Origin of the sequence: Methanobrevibacter sp. (assembly GCF_045539575.1) — an archaeon.
Taxonomy (GTDB): domain Archaea; phylum Methanobacteriota; class Methanobacteria; order Methanobacteriales; family Methanobacteriaceae; genus Methanocatella.
Genome location: NZ_JAZQFM010000015.1, coordinates 1 through 18,544, shown reverse-complemented (window position 1 = coordinate 18,544; position 18,544 = coordinate 1). Strand labels below are relative to the sequence as shown.

The window sequence follows — 18,544 nt, the reverse complement described above, 5'->3', positions numbered from 1 at the left end:
ATTTATCCACTCATTATGAAATACTATATGTTAGTATAATCATATTTTACTATAAAATTTTCGTAATGAGAACCAAGAGGTGGAAAAATTTCGATAAAAAATAAAGCATTTTTCATATCTGTTGTGCTTATGTTCTTCGTTGTTTTAGGAACCGTATGCGCAGTTGATATCGGCAATGCTTCAAATACAGAAGATTCAAATTTAACTACTGATAATGTGAATGCATTATCTCAAGAAAAATTGGAAGTTTCTAACGAGGATTCTATCTCAGAAACTAATTTAGTTAATTCTCATGATGATAATTTAGATGATTATCCTGAAGATGGATTATTGCAAAGTAGTTCTTCTTATTATGAGGATAATGGGGATCAAAAATTAGCTCTTGCAAATAATTGCAGTGATGTCGTATCTGTTTCTAGTGAAGAGTCAGTTTTATCTGCTCCGGTTAATGATGATGTACTTAAAGCTAGTAAGGTTTTATCTTCCTTATCCGTATCTGATACATATTACGATGAATCTGCCACAAGTTTCAAGGTTACCTTGCAAGACGCTAACGGTAAAGCATTAGCAAATCAAAAAATTACCTTGAAAGTTAACAGTAAATCATATACTGGAACTACCAACAGCAAAGGTATTGCAAACATTAAGACTACTGCATTAGCTGTAGGAACTTATACCGTTGCTATTTCTTATGCAGGTAATTCTGCTGTTTCAGCATCATCACTTTCAAAGAAAGTTAAGGTTAATAAAGATAAAACCAGTTTATCAGGTAAATCAAAAGTATATATTCTTCCGTATAATTATTATACTTATTATGTTACTTTAAAATCCGCTCATGGCGCACCTGTAGAAAACTGTAAAGTATACTTCAAATATGACGGTAAAACTGTTACTGCCAAAACTGATGCAAAAGGGAAAGCATCAACTGTTATTCCTCTTCTTGCAAAAGGTACTTACAAAATAACCTACACTTTTAAAGGTAATGATGGATTGTATTCATCATCTTCATCCGGAACAATATATATTAAAGAGGCTGCAAATAAATTAGTTGCATCCAATTTAAAAATGACCTACAAAGACGGATCTAAATTTTCTGTTAAATTAACAGATAATGATGGAAAAGTTTTATCTGGAAAAACAATTATTTTCAAGTTGGATGGTAAAACTTACACTGCCAAAACCAACTCAAAAGGTATTGCTGAGTTAGCCATAGGAAATTTAAAAGCTGGCACATATCAAGTTAAATACATGCATTCCAAATTGGGTGCTAGTGACTATAACTATGAATATAAAAATATTGTCATCAATAAGGCATCTGCAAAAGTAAGTGCAAAAGACTTGGTCATGGAGTATAAAGACGGTTCCGTATTCAAAGCAACCGTAAAAGACGCTTCAGGAAAAGTCCTTAAAAACTTAGGTGTTAAATTCACTATTGATGGAAAAACTTATGGCAAAAGAACTGACTCAAAAGGTGTTGCTAAATTAAAAATTACATTGCCTGTTGGTTATTACTCAATTAAATCATCTGTTGCTAGTGGAAATTATAAAGGAAGCTTAACAAAACACGTGTTGGTTAATGGTTCTAAATTTGAGGCTAGCAATGCGTATTATGGTAATGGTGAAACTGTATCTTATTCAGTAAAATTACTTGATGGTAAATCCAAACCAATTAAAAGTGCAGCAGTTAAGTTTACCGTTAATGGTAAATCTTACACTAAGAAAACTAATTCAAACGGTATTGCTACCGTTAGTTTAGGAAAATTGGCTGCAGGTAAGTACACTATCAAATATCAGTATGATGACACTGTTGATTCTTCAAAGATTCAAGTAATTGATAAATTTTCAATTAACAATATTATTAAAGCATCTAAAACTGTAAAAAATTACATTGAAAAGAATAAGAAATTACCGTCAACTGTTAAAGTTGGTAGTCTTACAGTTTCAACTGCTGAATATTTATATTTAGCTTCAAAAGCTATTGTAAATCTTGATGCAAATAAAAAATCAGATGTTGCATTTAAATCTATTAAAAATCCTTCAAAACCAGGTTCTGCAGCAGATCAAGGTAATTTAAATGATTATCTTTCAGTTGCAAAAAGTGTCATAAAAACTGCAGACTCTAATGGTAAAATGCCAAACTCTGCAAGTTCTGACGTTGGTTCTATAGGTTATAAAGGTCTCGTATATGCATTTGCTCGTGTAGTTGCATTTTATGGCGACAATGATATCATGCCAAACTATGTAGCAATTAAATCTTTAACCAGTAGTTCCTCAACTAGTAAACTAAACTCAAAAAATACTATATCTAACTTGGCTGCATATTTAGCAGCGTCTACTAACTGTCAAGTTAATAATAGTAAAATTAAGACTTTAGTTACAAAATTGACCAAAGGACTTACTTCTGAAAAAGATAAGGCAACTGCAATATTTAATTATGTAAGAGATACTGTCTCATATAGTTTCTATTATGATACTAAATATGGTGCTGTCGGTACTTTAAATGCTAAAACAGGAAATTGTGTTGATCACTCACACTTGCTCGTTGCAATGTATAGGACTGCAGGTCTTGCAGCAAGATATGCTCATGGAACATGTACCTTTTCAAGTGGTACATACGGTCATGTATGGACTCAGGTATTGATTGGAGATACCTGGACAGTCAGTGATGCAACAAGTCCTAGAAACTCGTTCGGAAACGTTGTAAATTGGAATGCTAACAGTTATAGTTTAAAAGGTTACTATGCAAGTATAGGATTCTAATTTTTTATTTATTTTTTTCTTTTTTTCTTTTTTTTAATAGCTAATAATTTATAATAGTTCTAATAAAAGTTTAAACAGAAAACTAATTAAGGACAATATTATGAATTCAAAGAGATATAATAAAGTAGCTGTTGGTGGAACTTTTGACAAATTCCATGATGGTCATAAAAAATTATTATCTACTGCTTTTGAAATTGCTGAAAATGTTGAAATTGGAGTAACTTCCGATGCTTTCGGCGGTTTGAAGGGAGATATAGATTCTTGTGAAGAAAGGATGAGAAATCTTAAATCTTTTTTCAGTGACAAATCTAATTTTATAATTGTTCCGTTAGAAGATCCGTATGGAACCACTATACACGATGCTGATTTTGATGCAATTGTCGTTAGTGAGGAAACTGAGCCAACTGCAGTTGAAATAAATAAAATTAGGGTATCAAAAGCTATGGATCCCATAGATATTGTTGTTGTTAGTTTTGTCTTAGCATATGACGGCACACCTATTTCATCCACTAGAATTAGGAGCGGTGAAATCAATCAAAAAGGTGATGTATTACAAACTGCGAGAAAATAATCGATATGTTTATATGTTCATTTCGATAAAATATGAATTGAACATGTAAATTGTTTATTGATAATTTTCATGTTTTTATTTGAGGTGGTTATATGGCAGTAAAGATAAATTCTGATGTATGCGGACATATTGAAAATTGTCCTGTTCAAGGTTTATGCATTAAACTTTGTGAGCAAGGCGCAATCATTGAAGAAGATGGGGACGTCAAAATAGTTCCTGAAAATTGTGATGATTGTGATTTGTGTATACAGAATTGTCCTAATCAAGCTATTTCCAAAGCATGAGGTTGATTTTATGTTTAAAATAGAGAGAGATGGTGAAGAACACCGTAAATTGTCCTACAGTGATGCAAAATGTGTTGGTTGTGGAATTTGTAGTGATGTATGTCCAACTTCATCCTTAAGATTAGGTCCTCTTGTCCCTATTGCAAGGGGTTTAATTGAAATGGATTTAATTTCTGTAAATGCAGATTCTTGCGTATTTTGTGGTTTATGTTCAATAGCATGTCCGTTTGATTCCTTATCTTTAGAAATTAATGGGGAAAATATTAAAGACATGGGCAATTATCCATTTTGGGATGTTGAATCAAAAGTGGATGATGAAGAATGTATTTATTGTGGCAGATGTTATTCAGTTTGTCCTAGAGACTCAATTCTCTTTGAAAGAAATCTTCCAGACCCTGTTTCTTTAATTAGAGGGGAAATTGAGATTGATAAAGAAAAATGTATTTATTGTTCTTTCTGTGCTGATTTATGTCCTGCAGATGCAATTGTTATTAAAAATAAACCAACATCAAGTGTTGATTTATTAAATAATACTATTGAAGTGGACCTTTCAAAATGTGTGCAATGTGGAGTATGTAAAAGGGTTTGTCCTGAAAATGCAATTAAGCAAATTTGTTCCACATGTATGCTTAGAGAAGAAATTCCTACTCCTGAAATTACTGGAGAAACATTTATTGTTGAGGATGACTGTGTAAATTGTTCATGGTGTTCAGAAATTTGCCCAGTGGATGCTATTTCTATTACTAAACCATTTGAAGGTAAATTGGAATTAATTGAAAATGAGGCAGAAGAAAAGATTTGTAAAGGCAACTCCTGTCACGCTTGTCAGGATGTATGTCCATGTAATGCAGTTTCTATCGTTGATGGAAAATCAGTTACCAATTTGGACTTCTGTAATTTATGCGGCGCCTGTGTAACTGCATGTCCACAGGATCTTAGAGTTTTAACCAGGACTGCAATGAATTTACAAAATATTAATTCTGATTCCTGGAAAGAAATTTTGAATATAATGTTAAGTGGAAAATAGAGAGTTTCACTCTCCATTTTCAAATTTTATTTAATATATAGTCTCGTTCTACTTTTAGCAAATTATTTATATTTTGTTGTGTCTTTTGAGTTATATTTGACATATAACTTCCAACAAAGAGCACTATAATAAGTAATCCACCGATAATGAGGATTAATTCAGCACTTCCTTGCCCTTTGTTATCTAGTTTTTCTTTAAACATGGGTCCTGTTGTCAAGAATTGTGTTCCTAACATCCATGATATCGTCTTTTGCTTTTAAACTGGTGTCACTTGTTTCCATATAGGTTCTGTATATGGTTAGTGCCAGTAAAGCAATTACTATTACTCCTCCAAATAGGAGAATGTATTCTGCGGCACCTTGGCCTGAATTTTCATTGATGAATAATTTCAAATTTTTCATAGTTTCACCTAAATCTATATTGGATTTTTCTCTATATGAATATTACTATTTTGTAAAATAGTATTACTAATAATTTTTTTCTCGTTTTTTCTTGCTTTTTTTCCATTAAATTTATTAATGGTGTTGTAGATAATCTATAATAGTTAAAATAATAGAGTGATTAATAAATACTAAGGGTGAAATTATGGGAAATACAATAAAATTAGTTTCAGGTTTTATTTTATTTGTAATAGGAATTCTCATAGCATATGAGACAAGTGTGTATAATTTATTGGACCTTTTATTGATAGTTGGTCTGATTATTTCTATTGTAGGAATCATTTTAATTATCAGTTATTTTGTCGAATATAATGCTGATAGAACTACAAACATGTTAAAAGACTTTTTAAAGTCAAATGAAATTAATACTCCGTCATTAAATGGTGGTTTTGAAAGAAAACCTAAAAATAATGATGGTCCAATTAGACTCAGTAGAGATTTTAATGAGTATGATGATACAAATTACGATGATCTTGTTTTAGACGATTATGAGGAATATGATACCAGTCAATTTTTAAGAGAGGATTATGAGGACGATTCCAAAGCTGTTTTTAACGTTGCTCCAAAAGAAGAAGTTAACGTTGACTTTGACAGGCAATTAAATTTCAAACCTCATTATGCTAAGCCATTAAAAGTTACTAGGGTTCCTAAAAAACGTCAAGATGGATATTTTGTCGAAGAAATTCCTCAATTTACTCCTGAAAATGACAAATCCGATGAAATTATTCGTGTTTTAAAAGAAGATCCAATTATTCCAGTACATGCTGAAGAACCGGCAGCTCCTGTAGCTCCTGTAGTTCAGGAAGTTCAAGAGCCTAGGGAGATTAAAATTGATGTTAACAATCCTGAAAGTTTACCAGTTCCAAAATTGCTTAAAAGTTATGTGATTTCAGATAATGGCGTGGTAACTTCACAGGAAGCTTTTGATCAATTGGCTATTAACGTAAATAAAGAAATCATGCTGGAAATTCCATCATTGAATGATTTGTCTGACAGATTTTTATCACATGTTCCAACAATTTATTCCAGAGTAATCATTGATGAATTCGATGTTTCTGATATGTCCTACATGTTTTTAATTTCTTCTCTTTTAAAACAAGGAGTTCATATTAAAACAGTTCCTAAAGTTCATACTGTAAATTTAATTACCGATGACTCTCATGCAATGATTATCTCAGAAGGTCAAAACGACTTTGAATATGGAGCTATATACGAAGATAGAAATTCCATTTCAAACATCCGCGCAAACTTTGAGAAAACTTGGGACATTGCTTCTAATTTAGATGAAAGTATAATTATTGGTGCAGTGGGAGGAGCATAATGGAAATTAGATGGTTAGGCCATTCAGCTTTTGAAATTATCAGTGACGATAATGTAAAAATTTTAATTGACCCGTTTATTAGCAATAACCCTGCTTGCCAAGTTCCGGTGGAAGAACTAAATCCTGATATTATTTTACTTACCCACGGTCACTCTGATCACTTTGGGGATGCGTTAGAGATATCCAACAGTACTAATGCACCTATAGCTTGTATCCATGAAATTTCACTCTTTTTAGCTAAACAGGGTATTAGAAATATCAGTGTAAACATTGGCGGTTCATTTATATTTAGAAATATTAAATTTACAATGCTGGATGCAAAACATTCATCTGATATTGATATAGTTGAAGAAACAGTTCCTGGCGGTAGCGCTGCAAGTTTTCTAATAACTTTTGAAGATGGTACTAAAGTTTTCCATGCCGGTGACACTGGTTTATTTGGTGATATGAAAGATATTATTGGAGGTATCTACAAACCTGATGTAGCTTTACTTCCAATCGGTGATAAGTTCACTATGGGTCCATTTGAAGCAGCTCTTGCTTCCATGTGGATAAATCCGAAAGTGGTTATTCCAATGCATTACAATACTTTCCCGCCAATTGAGCAAGATCCTGCTATCTTTGCTAATTTTGTAAGTCAATTTAACCCAAACATTGATGTTGTGGTTATGAACCCGGATGAATATTTTGAATTTAATCCTGAAGATTATCAGGATTAATTTTTTTCATATTTTTTTCTTTGATGATATTCCTCATCGATGTCACATTTTCCAGATGGTAGCACCCTTATTATGTCATCGAGTGTGAGCAAGTCATCCTCATTTATTCTGTTTATGATTTTTTTAGCTATTGCTTCTTTTTTTGTAAATCCTGGTTTTAAAACAACAAAGTTTTCACAATGCGCTTCAAGTGCATCTATAGGACCTACCATTATTCTTTTTCCTTCATAATCCACAATTCCAATAGCCAGTTTAACTCTTGCACCTCGGATATAGTTGCGGTGACCTCTTATAACGAATGATCCTTTTGGTAAAAATTCACCGGATTCGGGTGTTTTTGAAACTTGGTCCGGATGGACCCAAAATACGTCCTGGGATGTGAAGCCCAACGACCAAGCAGATGAAAATGATGCTGCAAACTCACCAGATTCTTTAAGGATATTGTCATTTAATTCAGTTCCATTTAGTTTTATTGCGGTTGATGTCGCACCATGTATATCTGCATGCAAGTAAATGTCATTTGGTTCCAAATATTTTTTAACAATGTTTTCATTTGTGTTAGCGTCACGGCCTCCAATCACTAAAACGCCATCGGAGCTTAGGAACCATCTTAACTTTTCATACCACTTGAGATTTTTCTTAACTCTCTTTTTAGGGGTGGAAATGTTCTCCATGGCTATGTCCTTTTTCGCCCTGACATCTTCCAATTGTTTTTTAGTATTTTCAATTGCGATTAGGGCACCTTTTGTTTTTCTTTTCGCTTTTTTAGCTTTTTCATAGTAAACTTCAGCATTTTCCGGAATAGGTACTTTCGGATCAATGTTTATGGAAGTGTCGTCAATCCTTAATGTGAGAACTCCCATTTTATCTATGGACTCAAAAATTTGTGCTTCGGCCATGCCCTGTTTTTTGGCATTTTTCAATGTTTTTCCAATTTCTTTAAAAGAGTAGTTCTTACTCCTTGCTGTGTTTACAACATTAATGATGTTTTCAATGGTAGGGTAATTAGAATAGATTACCTCTCCTTTATGTTGGCTTTCTTCAATGGTAGTGTGAAAATTATCAAGTGTTTCTTGTTGTAAACGTAACCTTTTTTCAAACTTGTTTACTTTTTTATTCCATGCCGCTTCTTTGACATCTTTAATGCTTGTGTTTACCTTTTTTGAGTAGAATTCATCACAGGCTTCATTGAATGTTTCATAGTTGGTTTTTTCGAAATCTTCATATTTGATTAAATCAAGTGGAACAACGTCTTCCTTGTTTTCGCTTTTAACAATCTGCGGCTTGATGGAATTATTTTTTAAAGTATCGAATAAGTTTGTTAGGCTTTGATATAATGCTTCAATCTGATTGTCATTGAGTTCATTGTTTGGGGTGTTTTTTTGTATTTCAGTGATTTCATTCGCCCTTTCAATAATTTCTTCAGCATACAGGCTGCCCAGACCGTTGATTGCAAGGGTTCTTACGACATCGCTGTCGGATTCAAATAGTGTTTTAAAGTCTTCGGCGCTGACAGATATTGGATTGATTCCTCTTTCTTCAGGGAACTTGTATTCTTTTTTGGAGCTTATGTCTCTGTCACTCCATTGTTTCCTTTTCAGTGGCAGAATGATATTGTTTTCTTCATCCAGAAGAATTATGTTTCCCTTGTCAAACAGCTCCACTATCAATGTATAATATTTGTCCTTTTTAACCTTGATTTCGACTACACGATCGAAGTTGTGCTGTTTAACACTTACAACATGCGCCCCTTTGATTCTTTTCCTTAAAAGCATAGGAAATGTTGGTGGAGTAGTCGGATTTTCAAGAGGATATTGGCTAGTGTGAATTCTGGAACCGCATTGCATTACCAAATCAACTCTTCCGGTTCCTGGAACATGAAATCTTACCACAACAATATCTTTGGTAGGCTGGAATGACTTATCTACCCGTGCACCACTTAACAAATTATCTAATTCATCACTTATTGTATAAATGTCTACGTTAGACATGGACTTCATTATAAACACCTTTCATTTAATCAATACTTTAATATATTATAATCACTAAAATTATATTAATCTATTTAATTTATGGAGGATATCAATGGACGCAACTATTAAAGTTACAAGTATTCATATTATTTTTGCTCTTATTTCAGCTTTAATTTCCACCGGTTTGACTGTAGGCTGGTTCGGATTTAAAAATGAAATTTTTGCAGGATTTGCAGCATTAATTATATTGTATTTTGTTGGTCAACTTTGCCAAAAAATAGCTGGTGAAGAGATTAGCGGATTTTCCCAATGGTTATGGGATGGAATTGCACCATTCTTCTTTACTTGGGTTATTTCATACACTTTGTTTGTAATGTATTTATAAGCCACCATAGAAAATCCATATAAATACTATTAATAATGCGGTAATCAATAAAACTGGAGCTATAATTTTACTTACGGCCACAACTGAACTGATTGTGGAGATTAATTCGGTTGAGTTTTTCGGACCGAATGTGTTAAGGTTTTCAATTTTTTCAGTTCCAGTTCCAACTTCTACTTTTTCCAAATCATCAATTGCTTCATTAATACCTATTTTTACATATTCTATGATTTCATCTCTTTTTGCAATACCAACAGGATTATAACCTCTTGAGAGTGTATTTACTGTATGGGTATCTGTTGTCATTACTTCAATTTCATCAATATCCATATCGCTTACGGCATCGATTATCTCTTGCCTGAAACCAATTTCCATGTTGTTGGAATCAAATAGGACGTATGCGGTTTTTTGTCCGTCAACTTCAATAACCATGACTTTGATACCGCTTTCACCGATACCTTCTTGTTTATTTAATGTGGACATGGAATCTTGCCAGCATCCAACTTTGATTGAGCCTTTGGATTGATTCGGATCAATTTTATCTATTACTTCAATTAAATGGAATACCTCTGCATTTCCAGGAAGAACTTCACCGCTTTCAGGAGCAAATGAGTTATGACAATCTACAATTATTGAATCTTCAACATTACATTTGCTTCTGCTTTGAGCCATCATTGTTAAACCAACACCAAATTCGATATCGTCTACCGCTTCCGGTGCAAATGTTGATAGGATGACCATACCGTCATTGAAAAATTGCACTCCAATATTTGCTTTTTTAGCTTGGTATCTGACAAATTTACTTGCATTTGGTGAATATTCAACATGTTTCAATCCTTTTTTCACACTGTCTTCAATTTTATCAATTTCTGAAACCGCAATTGGGTTGAAATCGTGAGTTGAAGGTCCATGTGCAACCATTGTAAAGAAATCAAACTTATTAGCAAGGATTGTTGGCATATTGGATCCTCCTAAATCTCCGAGAGGTCCTGGGTGAACTGATGGAGAAATAAACAATGCTTTTATTCCTTCTGAAGTTTTGAAACTAACAAATGTGACAACAGTATCAATCGCTTCACTCATATTTTCAAATAATCCTTCAAGGGAGTTTGAACCTTCGTTCATGTGTGCAATAAACAGGCTTAATAAGTCTAAAACACCAATTCCCAAGTTTTTCTTAAATGGGGAAGCAATGATTTTGATAAATGCGTAAATTGCAAGTACAAATATTATTGCCGCAATTATTGCTTTAAGGGTAATTTGAAGAATTACAGGGCCAATAAAACTGGTGTCGGCAGAAATGAACATGATAAGAGTATACATTGCTAAAATGATTAATGGCTGGATGATAGCAGTTCCGGCAGCTATTGTAAATCTTACCTTGGATGTTGCCCAAAACACTAATGTGTTGAATCCATAGATTAACACACAACCGAACAATAATGAATTTATAAACAAGTCCCAACCAGTAACTCTGGATATAACTCCTCCAGCAACGATGACCAAACATAAAAAGGTCATTGAAAGTGCTGATAAAAACATTGAATGTTTTATTTTTAAGTTTATTCCGCCCATGCTACTGATTGTTTGCTGATTTAATGCACCGCTCATAATGGATGTGAATCCGAAAACCATTAAACCAAATAATCCTCCATAGAAAATATCTTCCAATATTCCATATGAGGGAATCGAATCGATTAAATAATATGTGCTGCCCATTAAACAACTTATGATTACCATTCCTATGATTGAATATTTAGTTTTTGGCAGGGTTTTTATATATTTTGATAATCCTGCAACGCTACTCATACTTGACATGTTTTTCTCCAATATTATTGTTACCCATTAAATTTATTAAATCTAAAAATTTTATATATTGTTAGATTATATTTTTTTTAATTAAAATAAATTATTATATTAAAGGTGTATAAATGGAAAAAAAATTAGATGTTCCGATTAAAGATGAAGACTTAACTGAATTAAATGCTGGTGATGTAGTTTATTTAACCGGTAATATTTTAACTGCCAGAGACCAAGCTCATAAACGTCTTTTGGAAGAAGGCGCTCCTTTAGATATTCAAGGAGCAGCATTATTCCATGCGGGACCAATTATATCTCAAAAGGATGGAGATTATGAAATGGTTGCTATAGGTCCTACCACATCCATGAGAATGAATCCTTACCAAAGCGATGTTCTGGATATGGGTCCAAAGATAGTCATCGGTAAAGGTGGAATGGATGACACTGTCAGAGAAGCTTTAAAAAGAAATAATGCACTTTATGTTGTCGCTACTGGCGGATGCGCAGCATTATATGTTGATGCAGTTGAAGAAATAGAAAGTGTGGACTGGTTGGACTTAGGAATGCCTGAAGCAATGTGGAACTTAAAAGTAAAAGATTTTGGTCCTCTTATAGTTGCAATGGATAGTCATGGAAATAGTTTATATGATTGAGTATTGCTCAAAACCTAATGCTTATATATAATTTCTGTATATAGTATATTTTAATTTAAAATGAATTTATGAATATTATTTGGAAGTGTTACAAATGGCTGATATTAGTGAATTAGCAGAAAAAAAGTTGAAATCTAGAATGACAAAAATTAGAAAATGTAATAGGGAACCTGAAGAAAAAGAAGTATTTTCAGAAAAATTCGGTGTTTCTTTTGAGATGGAATTCCAAAACAAAAATCCTGATAAGCTTTCAGATGGTATAACTATCATCACAAGTCCTGAAGGTAAAGTTTTATTCGCTGAATATTTCTATGGAATACCTGAAGAAGAGGAATACACTACCGTTCCTGTTACTGAAAAACAATTAAAATCAATTTTAGAATTCTTTGAAGATTTCAAATTACAATTAGATGACTCTGATTAGATGATTATTGATAATTCCTTGGATGAAGTTAAAAAAAGAGAGAAGGCTCTTTCAATTATTAAAGATATAGTTGAAAGTAAAGGCAGATCTTCATTATTTGATTTAACTGGCCTGTCAGGAGGATTCATTGCATCCCCTTCTGAACTTAGTCTTTTGGAGACCTATGTTGGGCCTGCAATTTTTGAAGAAGATCTTCAGAAAGTCGGAATAGAACATATGGGGGGCGAGAAAGTCCTTCCATTAAACAGGACTTCATCCGGAATATTGGCTACAATATTGACATTAGTTAGTAAAGATTCTAATGTTGTGCATTATCTGGCCAAATTGCCCGCACACCCTTCAATCCCTAGAAGTTGTAAGCTAGTGGGCGCTAATTATTTTGAAACCGATGTCTTTGATGACTTTGAAATACCTGAAAATACTTCATTGGTTGTTATTACAGGTTCCACAATGGACCATAAGGTAATTGATGAAGATGAGTTTAGAAAAGTTATTGAAATGGCTCATGAAAAGGATATTCCTGTCATGGTTGATGATGCTTCAGGAGCTAGACTTAGAACTGTTGTATTCAATCAACATAAAGCCTGTGACTTAGGTGCAGATATTGCAATAACAAGCACTGATAAATTAATGCCGGGTCCAAGAGGCGGACTGATGGCAGGTCGTAAAGATTTAATTGATGCCATTAAGGTTAAAGTCAGTCAATTTGGTCTTGAAGCTCAACCGCCGGCAGTTCTTGCTATGTTAAACGGTATTAAAAATTTCGATGAACAGAATTTAATCGATAGTTTCTCTAGAAAAGATCAATTATTTGAATTATTAAATGAGAAATTTGACAATTTTGAAACCACACCTACAGGGGTAATGATTTCACCTGAAGGGCTGGCCAGTGAATTGAATGTTTCACATGACTTGTCTGATAATGATGTGGCTTTCGTATTTTCATTCATATTATTGAAGGATTACGGCATTATTACAATACCTGCTGTATCAATGCCCGGTGCATCAGCTACAATAAGATTTGATTTATCCACAAATGATGCATTTAATTTGGATTTAAATGATTTGTATAAAAAAATAGAATCTTCATTTAATAAGCTACAGGAAGTAGTTATTAATGAAGACAAATGTAAGGAGATTGTATTTTAGTTTTTGATGATACATTCTCCGGAAATTACTTTTTCTAAGGTTCCATCAAATTTTTCAACAATGAGTGTACCTTCTTCATTTATGCCTATGACATAAGCGTCAAAGGGAGTGTCGAATGGTTTTCTCACTTCAACTTTTTTTCCAATTGAATATGAACGTTTTCTCCATTCTTTAAGGATTTTCTCATAGTTTTCGTGATTGAAAAGTTCATTAATCTGTTCAAACTCTTCCAAGAATATTCTGATTAAAAGATTTTCATCGCATTCTCTTCCAAGTTCGTCCTTAATGGTTGTTGTTATTTTTTGTAATTCATCAGGGAGTTGGGAACTTTCTATATTGGCATCAATGCCAACGCCAATTATCACATTTTCTATTTTGTCGAGTTTGGATACAGATTCAGTTAAAATTCCACATACTTTTCTGCCGTTTATCATTATGTCATTCGGCCATTTGATTTCAGGATTTTCAACGCCAATCTTTTCCAAAGCTTTTGCAACAGCAACTCCAGTAGCCAATGTGATTAATGGAAGTTTGGATTGATCCGCATCAGGTTTTATTATGATTGATAACCATATTCCTCCCAATGGGGATTCCCAATCTTTTCCAGTTCTGCCTTTTCCCTTGGTTTGTTTTTCAGATATGATTACTGTTCCGTTTTCGTCATCTTGCATTGATAGAAATTTTGCTATTGTGTTTGTTGAGCCAACTTCATCATAAACATATAATTTTTCACCGATGTATGTTGTGCTTTGCTCTTTTGAAATTTCGGATGCCTTTATATGTTGAGTTTCCTTTTTGCCTAAATCCTTGACAATTGCTGAAAACTCATCAGCATCAATATTTCCGATTTGATTAATCACGTCCTGTGAAAGTATTTTTTCATTTTTCAATAGCTTTTTAATTTCATCATGCATTGATTAATCTCCAAATTTAGTTTTGGTTTTGCTGTCTTTTCAAATCGTTCCTATGTTTAATTTCATTCTGGTATACTCCGACTGCAGCTGAAATTGCAGCCATTTTTTTACTAGGCATGAAAGTGGATTTCAATTTGTTGATGTATTCAGCATCTTCTTCAATGACATTCACCATTTCAACGTCAATTTCCTGTTTGTGTTGGTCAATGAAGTGTGTGTTCAAGTCTCCGGAAAGGAAATTTGGATTTCTTAAAATTGCCTTGTGGAACGGAATGGTGGTTCTTACACCTAAGATAACATATTCTCTCAATGCCCTTTGCATTTTTGAGATTGCATCATTTCTGGTTCTTCCATAGGTAATCAATTTTGAAATCATTGAATCATAGAATGTTGGGATAGTATAATTCATGTAAACTCCACTGTCTAAACGTACACCAGGTCCCCCTGGGGATCTGTAACCTGTAATTCTTCCAGGATTTGGTGCAAAGTCATTCAATGGGTCTTCAGCGTTAATACGACATTCGATTGCATGTCCTGAAACTTTAATGTCACTTTGTTGATATGTTAACTCTTCACCTGCAGCAATTTTAATTTGCTCTTGGATTAAATCAGTGTTTGTGACGAGTTCAGTGATAGGGTGTTCTACTTGTATACGTGTGTTCATTTCAAGGAAGTAGTATTCTCCATTGTCGTATAAAAATTCTACAGTACCAGCACTTTTATATCCTATATATTCGGCAGCTTTTACTGCACTGCTACCCATTTGTTCCCTAAGTTCTTCGGTCATGATAGGGGACGGTGCTTCTTCCAGGAGCTTTTGATGTCTTCTTTGAATGGAACATTCCCTGTCTGCAACATGTATTACATTACCATGTTCGTCTGCTAAGAGTTGGAACTCGATGTGACGTGGTTTTTCAAGGTATTTTTCAATAAATACTGTGGAATCTCCAAAGTTGGTTGCAGCAACGGATTGTGTGCTTTCAATAGCTTGCACAAGTTCATCTTCACTGTATACTGCACGCATACCGATTCCTCCACCTCCTGCGGAAGCTTTTACGATAACAGGATATCCGATCTGATTTGCAATGTCTTTTGCTTCTTCAATGTCAGTTACTCCTTCAGGGGTTCCTTCAATTACTGGAACTCCAGCTTTTTTCATGAGAGCTTTTGATGTGATTTTATCTCCCATTTTATGAATTGCATCTCCGGATGGTCCGATAAGTTTGATTCCATTTTTTTCACATTCTTCTCCAAGTTTCGGATTTTCAGCTAAGAATCCGTATCCTGGGTGTATAGCATCTGCTCCACAATCTTTTGCTATGTTCATAATTTTCTCTATATTCAAGTAAGATTTTGCTGGAGATGGATTTCCTAACGGGAAACTTTCATCAGCATATTTAGTATATAGAGAAGTTTTGTCTGCATCAGAATAGATAGCTACAGTGTCTATACCAAGTTCACTACATGCACGCATAACTCTTATTGCGATTTCTCCTCTATTTGCAATTAATACTTTTTCAAACATGTGAAAACCTCAAAGTAATTTTTTTATAATAATATAATATTATATATTAAATAATTATTAAATTTGTTGATTTTTATGAGAATTACTAAGAAAAAGCATCTGGAAATGAAACTTCAATCCATACCTCCACATCCAAATCCAAAAGTTGGCCTGGAACAGTATTCAACCCCATCCGTAATAGCTTCTGATTTGATCTGGAATGCAGTTTCTCTTGGAGACATTGAAAACAGGAATGTTCTTGATTTGGGCTGCGGCAGCGGGATTTTCACTATAGCTTCATCTTTAATGGGTGCAAATATGGCATGTGGTGTAGATGTCGATGAGGATTCAATCCGTTTGGCTGGTGAAACCTCACAAAAGTTAAAACTGGACAATGTAAATTACATTTTAAGTGATGTTTGTGATTTTAATTGCAGCTTTGATGCAGATACTGTCATTCAAAATCCTCCATTCGGATCTCAAAGAAACGCCAAGCATGGTGAAGACTTGAATTTTATCAAAAAGGCCATTGACTGCAGTCCTGAAGTTTTATATTCATTTCATATGGCGTCCACAGAGGAGTTTTTAATAAATTTCTATAGGGAAAACAATTTGGATATTACTCACATATTCAGGTACAGTTTTCCAATTCCTAAAATTTATGAGTTTCACACAAAAGAAAAACAGAATGTCAATGTAATTGTGTTCAGGGCGTTGACTGATTTTTAATTTTCGATTTAATCTTTAATTTTTTATTTTTTTACATTATAAAACAATACCTTTATATAGTGGTTATTACATATTTTATATTAATATATTCTCTGAGTATAAAAAAGTTGGTAGCATAAAAAGAAGCTACGGATATTATAAGTGATATAATATTTTGTAAATGTGTAAGTCTATTTAGTGATAGCTATATAAATGTAGGGTAATCTTTATATACTTTGCTTAACATATTGTTTAGTAATGTATAAAGATGAGCTATCTATATTTATTCCAAATTCATTTCTTTCTGAGTCTAAAGATCTCAAAATTCGTACTTACAAAGTCGGAATTTTAGGAAGAGCTTTAGCTATTTTTCAAGCAGATAATGTGGTTATTTATAATGATAATCATGCTAAAAATGAAGATGGAGAACTTGATGGAGATTTTATTGCTGAAGTTTTGGATTATATGAATACTCCTCAGTATTTGAGGAAACAAGCATTTCCTATAAGACCTGAATTAAAGCATGTTGGAATTCTTCCACCGCTTAGGACTCCTCATCATCCTGTTAATAATCAACCTGACGTCGGTGATTATAGACAAGGTTTCACTGTGAAAAGAAATAAGAAAGGAACTTTTGTTGATATAGGTATGGATAAACTTGCATTCTGTAAAGAGCAACTTTCAGTTAAAAGAATTTTTGACTTTAAGATTACTAAAATTGCTAAGAAAGAAGTAATAGTCACACCTGATAAACCAGATGACGTTTACTGGGGATATAATGTAATATCCTCTAATAAGAGTCTTAAAAATAGCTTAAAATTAATTAAACCTGATCTTGTTGTGGAAACTACAAGATATGGAGATTATATTGATTCTATTTTTGATGAATTAAAACATAAAGTAGATGAATGTAAAAGTATTGCTATTTTATTTGGTGGCCCTTATTCTTCAATCGAGGAAGATGTTTCCAATGTCAATTGGGATTTATTTAAAGTAAATACCATTCCTGACCAAGGAACTGAAACCGTCAGAACTGAAGAGGCAGTTGTCGCTACACTTTCTTTATTTAACTTTATGAGATTTTAATTCTCTTTGATTTATTAGTCTTATCACGCTAATAGATAACTTGCTCAACTTTTTATACATTAATGTTTTTAGGGCTCTCCTAAAAATTAACTTAGCGCAGAATGATTTATACATTGAATATGTTCTTCATTGTGCTTCAATTATGAAAAACTCAATGGAATATATTAAAAATATAATATTTATCTAGTTGTAATTAGTTTTACGGCTATTTATTATTTCGATGAGGTTATATTCATTATAATTCTTGTCAACTTGCATAATAGCTATTCATTTAGTTATTTGCGTCAAAAAATTAAAATTAATTGAAAAATAAGGAAAAAATATTAATAAGGAGGTTAAATTAAATGGTAAGACATCACCAGCCAAGAAAAGGGTCTGTTGCTTTTAGTCCAAGAAAAAGAGCAGCTAAAGAAACCCCTAGAGTAAAATCTTGGCCTCAAATTGATGAACCAAAATTACTCGGCCTCGCAGGTTATAAAGTCGGTATGACTCACGCTTTAGTCACTGATACTGATAAAAACTCTCCAACTAATGGTATGGAAGTTTTCACTCCAGTAACTGTATTGGAAGTACCTCCAGTCGTAGTAATGGGAATTAGAGCTTATGAAAAAACTTCTCGTGGTTTGAAAGTAATCACCGAAGTACTTGCAGACAATTTAGATCAAGAACTTTCAAGGAAGATTTCCCTTCCTAAAGAATACAATAAATCTGAAGCTATTGCAAAAATACAAGGTGCATTAGAAAACACAGAAGAAATTAGAGTCTTAGTACACACAAATCCAAAAGTAACTAGCGTACCTAAGAAAAAACCAGATATATTTGAATGTGG

Annotated in this window: 19 protein-coding genes; 13 read left to right on the top strand and 6 right to left on the bottom strand. The window is 33.2% G+C overall.

Annotated features, from left to right (window positions below):
• The first annotated feature begins 129 nt into the window (after positions 1–129).
• The 4 genes from ACKI30_RS01960 (at position 130) to fwdF (ending at position 4,642) form a co-directional block, all read left to right on the top strand.
• On the top strand, positions 130–2,760 hold the full coding sequence (locus tag ACKI30_RS01960; protein WP_407409430.1) for an Ig-like domain-containing protein: 2,631 nt from the start codon (positions 130–132) through the stop codon (positions 2,758–2,760).
• A 100-nt stretch (positions 2,761–2,860) separates the two neighbouring features.
• Positions 2,861–3,331 (top strand): phosphopantetheine adenylyltransferase, encoded by a 471-nt coding sequence (locus ACKI30_RS01955; protein WP_407409428.1) that lies wholly within the window; start codon positions 2,861–2,863, stop codon positions 3,329–3,331.
• A gap of 92 nt (positions 3,332–3,423) precedes the next feature.
• The gene (locus ACKI30_RS01950) at positions 3,424–3,615 is read left to right on the top strand and encodes a 4Fe-4S binding protein (protein ID WP_407409426.1); all 192 of its coding nucleotides are present in this window, start codon (positions 3,424–3,426) and stop codon (positions 3,613–3,615) included.
• 10 nt (positions 3,616–3,625) lie between these two features.
• On the top strand, positions 3,626–4,642 hold the full coding sequence (gene fwdF, locus ACKI30_RS01945) for a tungsten-dependent formylmethanofuran dehydrogenase subunit FwdF (RefSeq protein WP_407409432.1): 1,017 nt from the start codon (positions 3,626–3,628) through the stop codon (positions 4,640–4,642).
• A 19-nt stretch (positions 4,643–4,661) separates the two neighbouring features.
• Here the strand turns inward: fwdF and ACKI30_RS01940 are convergent, their stop codons facing one another.
• Both ACKI30_RS01940 and ACKI30_RS01935 read right to left on the bottom strand, forming a co-directional pair.
• Positions 4,662–4,844 carry a class III signal peptide-containing protein gene (locus ACKI30_RS01940; RefSeq protein WP_407409424.1) on the bottom strand — a complete coding sequence of 61 codons (183 nt, stop codon included), beginning with the start codon at positions 4,842–4,844 and terminating at the stop codon, positions 4,662–4,664.
• Positions 4,837–5,043, bottom strand: a complete 207-nt coding sequence (locus ACKI30_RS01935) for a class III signal peptide-containing protein (RefSeq protein WP_295162337.1) — start codon at positions 5,041–5,043, stop codon at positions 4,837–4,839. The genes ACKI30_RS01940 and ACKI30_RS01935 overlap by 8 nt, the downstream gene beginning before the upstream one ends.
• 184 nt (positions 5,044–5,227) lie before the next feature.
• Here ACKI30_RS01935 and ACKI30_RS01930 point away from each other — a divergent pair, with 184 nt between their 5' ends.
• Both ACKI30_RS01930 and ACKI30_RS01925 read left to right on the top strand, forming a co-directional pair.
• Entirely contained in the window at positions 5,228–6,403 is a 1,176-nt protein-coding gene (locus ACKI30_RS01930; protein WP_407409422.1) for a hypothetical protein, read from the top strand.
• Positions 6,403–7,122 carry a metal-dependent hydrolase gene (locus tag ACKI30_RS01925; protein ID WP_407409420.1) on the top strand — a complete coding sequence of 240 codons (720 nt, stop codon included), beginning with the start codon at positions 6,403–6,405 and terminating at the stop codon, positions 7,120–7,122. The genes ACKI30_RS01930 and ACKI30_RS01925 overlap by 1 nt, the downstream gene beginning before the upstream one ends.
• On the opposite strand, the gene rqcH is transcribed toward ACKI30_RS01925, so the two are convergent.
• Positions 7,119–9,122 (bottom strand): ribosome rescue protein RqcH, encoded by a 2,004-nt coding sequence (gene rqcH / locus ACKI30_RS01920; RefSeq protein ID WP_407409418.1) that lies wholly within the window; start codon positions 9,120–9,122, stop codon positions 7,119–7,121. The two genes, ACKI30_RS01925 and rqcH, sit on opposite strands and share 4 nt — an antisense overlap.
• An 85-nt stretch (positions 9,123–9,207) precedes the next feature.
• On the opposite strand from rqcH, the gene ACKI30_RS01915 reads away from it, so the two are divergent.
• Positions 9,208–9,480 (top strand): hypothetical protein, encoded by a 273-nt coding sequence (locus ACKI30_RS01915; RefSeq protein ID WP_407409416.1) that lies wholly within the window; start codon positions 9,208–9,210, stop codon positions 9,478–9,480.
• Here ACKI30_RS01915 and ACKI30_RS01910 read toward each other — a convergent pair.
• Positions 9,475–11,295, bottom strand: a complete 1,821-nt coding sequence (locus ACKI30_RS01910; protein ID WP_407409415.1) for a DUF2070 family protein — start codon at positions 11,293–11,295, stop codon at positions 9,475–9,477. The genes ACKI30_RS01915 and ACKI30_RS01910 overlap by 6 nt on opposite strands.
• Positions 11,296–11,408: 113 nt before the next feature.
• On the opposite strand from ACKI30_RS01910, the gene ACKI30_RS01905 reads away from it, so the two are divergent.
• The 3 genes from ACKI30_RS01905 to ACKI30_RS01895 all read left to right on the top strand — a co-directional run bounded on the left by ACKI30_RS01905 (position 11,409) and on the right by ACKI30_RS01895 (position 13,503).
• Entirely contained in the window at positions 11,409–11,930 is a 522-nt protein-coding gene (locus ACKI30_RS01905; protein WP_330009534.1) for a FumA C-terminus/TtdB family hydratase beta subunit, read from the top strand.
• A 94-nt stretch (positions 11,931–12,024) separates the two neighbouring features.
• The gene (locus ACKI30_RS01900; RefSeq protein ID WP_292740376.1) at positions 12,025–12,354 is read left to right on the top strand and encodes a hypothetical protein; all 330 of its coding nucleotides are present in this window, start codon (positions 12,025–12,027) and stop codon (positions 12,352–12,354) included.
• Complete coding sequence (locus ACKI30_RS01895; protein ID WP_407409412.1) at positions 12,355–13,503, top strand: TIGR03576 family pyridoxal phosphate-dependent enzyme; 1,149 nt, start codon at positions 12,355–12,357, stop codon at positions 13,501–13,503.
• Here the strand turns inward: ACKI30_RS01895 and ACKI30_RS01890 are convergent.
• Positions 13,500–14,417, bottom strand: coding sequence for a biotin--[acetyl-CoA-carboxylase] ligase (locus ACKI30_RS01890; protein ID WP_407409410.1), 918 nt, complete (start codon positions 14,415–14,417; stop codon positions 13,500–13,502). The two genes, ACKI30_RS01895 and ACKI30_RS01890, sit on opposite strands and share 4 nt — an antisense overlap.
• 16 nt (positions 14,418–14,433) lie before the next feature.
• Positions 14,434–15,942 carry an acetyl-CoA carboxylase biotin carboxylase subunit gene (locus tag ACKI30_RS01885; RefSeq protein ID WP_407409408.1) on the bottom strand — a complete coding sequence of 503 codons (1,509 nt, stop codon included), beginning with the start codon at positions 15,940–15,942 and terminating at the stop codon, positions 14,434–14,436.
• A gap of 75 nt (positions 15,943–16,017) precedes the next feature.
• Here ACKI30_RS01885 and ACKI30_RS01880 point away from each other — a divergent pair, with 75 nt between their 5' ends.
• The 3 genes from ACKI30_RS01880 to rplC all read left to right on the top strand — a co-directional run.
• The gene (locus ACKI30_RS01880; protein WP_407409406.1) at positions 16,018–16,650 is read left to right on the top strand and encodes an METTL5 family protein; all 633 of its coding nucleotides are present in this window, start codon (positions 16,018–16,020) and stop codon (positions 16,648–16,650) included.
• Between the two features lie 237 nt (positions 16,651–16,887).
• Positions 16,888–17,715, top strand: a complete 828-nt coding sequence (locus tag ACKI30_RS01875) for a putative RNA uridine N3 methyltransferase (protein ID WP_407409404.1) — start codon at positions 16,888–16,890, stop codon at positions 17,713–17,715.
• Between the two features lie 344 nt (positions 17,716–18,059).
• Positions 18,060–18,544, top strand: a 485-nt coding sequence (rplC, locus tag ACKI30_RS01870; protein ID WP_407409402.1) for a 50S ribosomal protein L3, incomplete at its 3' end; no start/stop codon positions are given.

What these genes read in the sequence shown, in the direction of transcription:
- ACKI30_RS01960 (WP_407409430.1), top strand. Translation starts at nt 130, where the DNA reads ATGTTCTTCGTTGTTTTAGGAACCGTATGCGCAGTTGATATCGGCAAT.
- ACKI30_RS01955 (WP_407409428.1), top strand. Translation starts at nt 2,861, where the DNA reads ATGAATTCAAAGAGATATAATAAAGTAGCTGTTGGTGGAACTTTTGAC.
- ACKI30_RS01950 (WP_407409426.1), top strand. Translation starts at nt 3,424, where the DNA reads ATGGCAGTAAAGATAAATTCTGATGTATGCGGACATATTGAAAATTGT.
- fwdF (WP_407409432.1), top strand. Translation starts at nt 3,626, where the DNA reads ATGTTTAAAATAGAGAGAGATGGTGAAGAACACCGTAAATTGTCCTAC.
- ACKI30_RS01940 (WP_407409424.1), bottom strand. Translation starts at nt 4,844, where the DNA reads ATGTTTAAAGAAAAACTAGATAACAAAGGGCAAGGAAGTGCTGAATTA.
- ACKI30_RS01935 (WP_295162337.1), bottom strand. Translation starts at nt 5,043, where the DNA reads ATGAAAAATTTGAAATTATTCATCAATGAAAATTCAGGCCAAGGTGCC.
- ACKI30_RS01930 (WP_407409422.1), top strand. Translation starts at nt 5,228, where the DNA reads ATGGGAAATACAATAAAATTAGTTTCAGGTTTTATTTTATTTGTAATA.
- ACKI30_RS01925 (WP_407409420.1), top strand. Translation starts at nt 6,403, where the DNA reads ATGGAAATTAGATGGTTAGGCCATTCAGCTTTTGAAATTATCAGTGAC.
- rqcH (WP_407409418.1), bottom strand. Translation starts at nt 9,122, where the DNA reads ATGAAGTCCATGTCTAACGTAGACATTTATACAATAAGTGATGAATTA.
- ACKI30_RS01915 (WP_407409416.1), top strand. Translation starts at nt 9,208, where the DNA reads ATGGACGCAACTATTAAAGTTACAAGTATTCATATTATTTTTGCTCTT.
- ACKI30_RS01910 (WP_407409415.1), bottom strand. Translation starts at nt 11,295, where the DNA reads ATGTCAAGTATGAGTAGCGTTGCAGGATTATCAAAATATATAAAAACC.
- ACKI30_RS01905 (WP_330009534.1), top strand. Translation starts at nt 11,409, where the DNA reads ATGGAAAAAAAATTAGATGTTCCGATTAAAGATGAAGACTTAACTGAA.
- ACKI30_RS01900 (WP_292740376.1), top strand. Translation starts at nt 12,025, where the DNA reads ATGGCTGATATTAGTGAATTAGCAGAAAAAAAGTTGAAATCTAGAATG.
- ACKI30_RS01895 (WP_407409412.1), top strand. Translation starts at nt 12,355, where the DNA reads ATGATTATTGATAATTCCTTGGATGAAGTTAAAAAAAGAGAGAAGGCT.
- ACKI30_RS01890 (WP_407409410.1), bottom strand. Translation starts at nt 14,417, where the DNA reads ATGCATGATGAAATTAAAAAGCTATTGAAAAATGAAAAAATACTTTCA.
- ACKI30_RS01885 (WP_407409408.1), bottom strand. Translation starts at nt 15,942, where the DNA reads ATGTTTGAAAAAGTATTAATTGCAAATAGAGGAGAAATCGCAATAAGA.
- ACKI30_RS01880 (WP_407409406.1), top strand. Translation starts at nt 16,018, where the DNA reads ATGAGAATTACTAAGAAAAAGCATCTGGAAATGAAACTTCAATCCATA.
- ACKI30_RS01875 (WP_407409404.1), top strand. Translation starts at nt 16,888, where the DNA reads ATGTATAAAGATGAGCTATCTATATTTATTCCAAATTCATTTCTTTCT.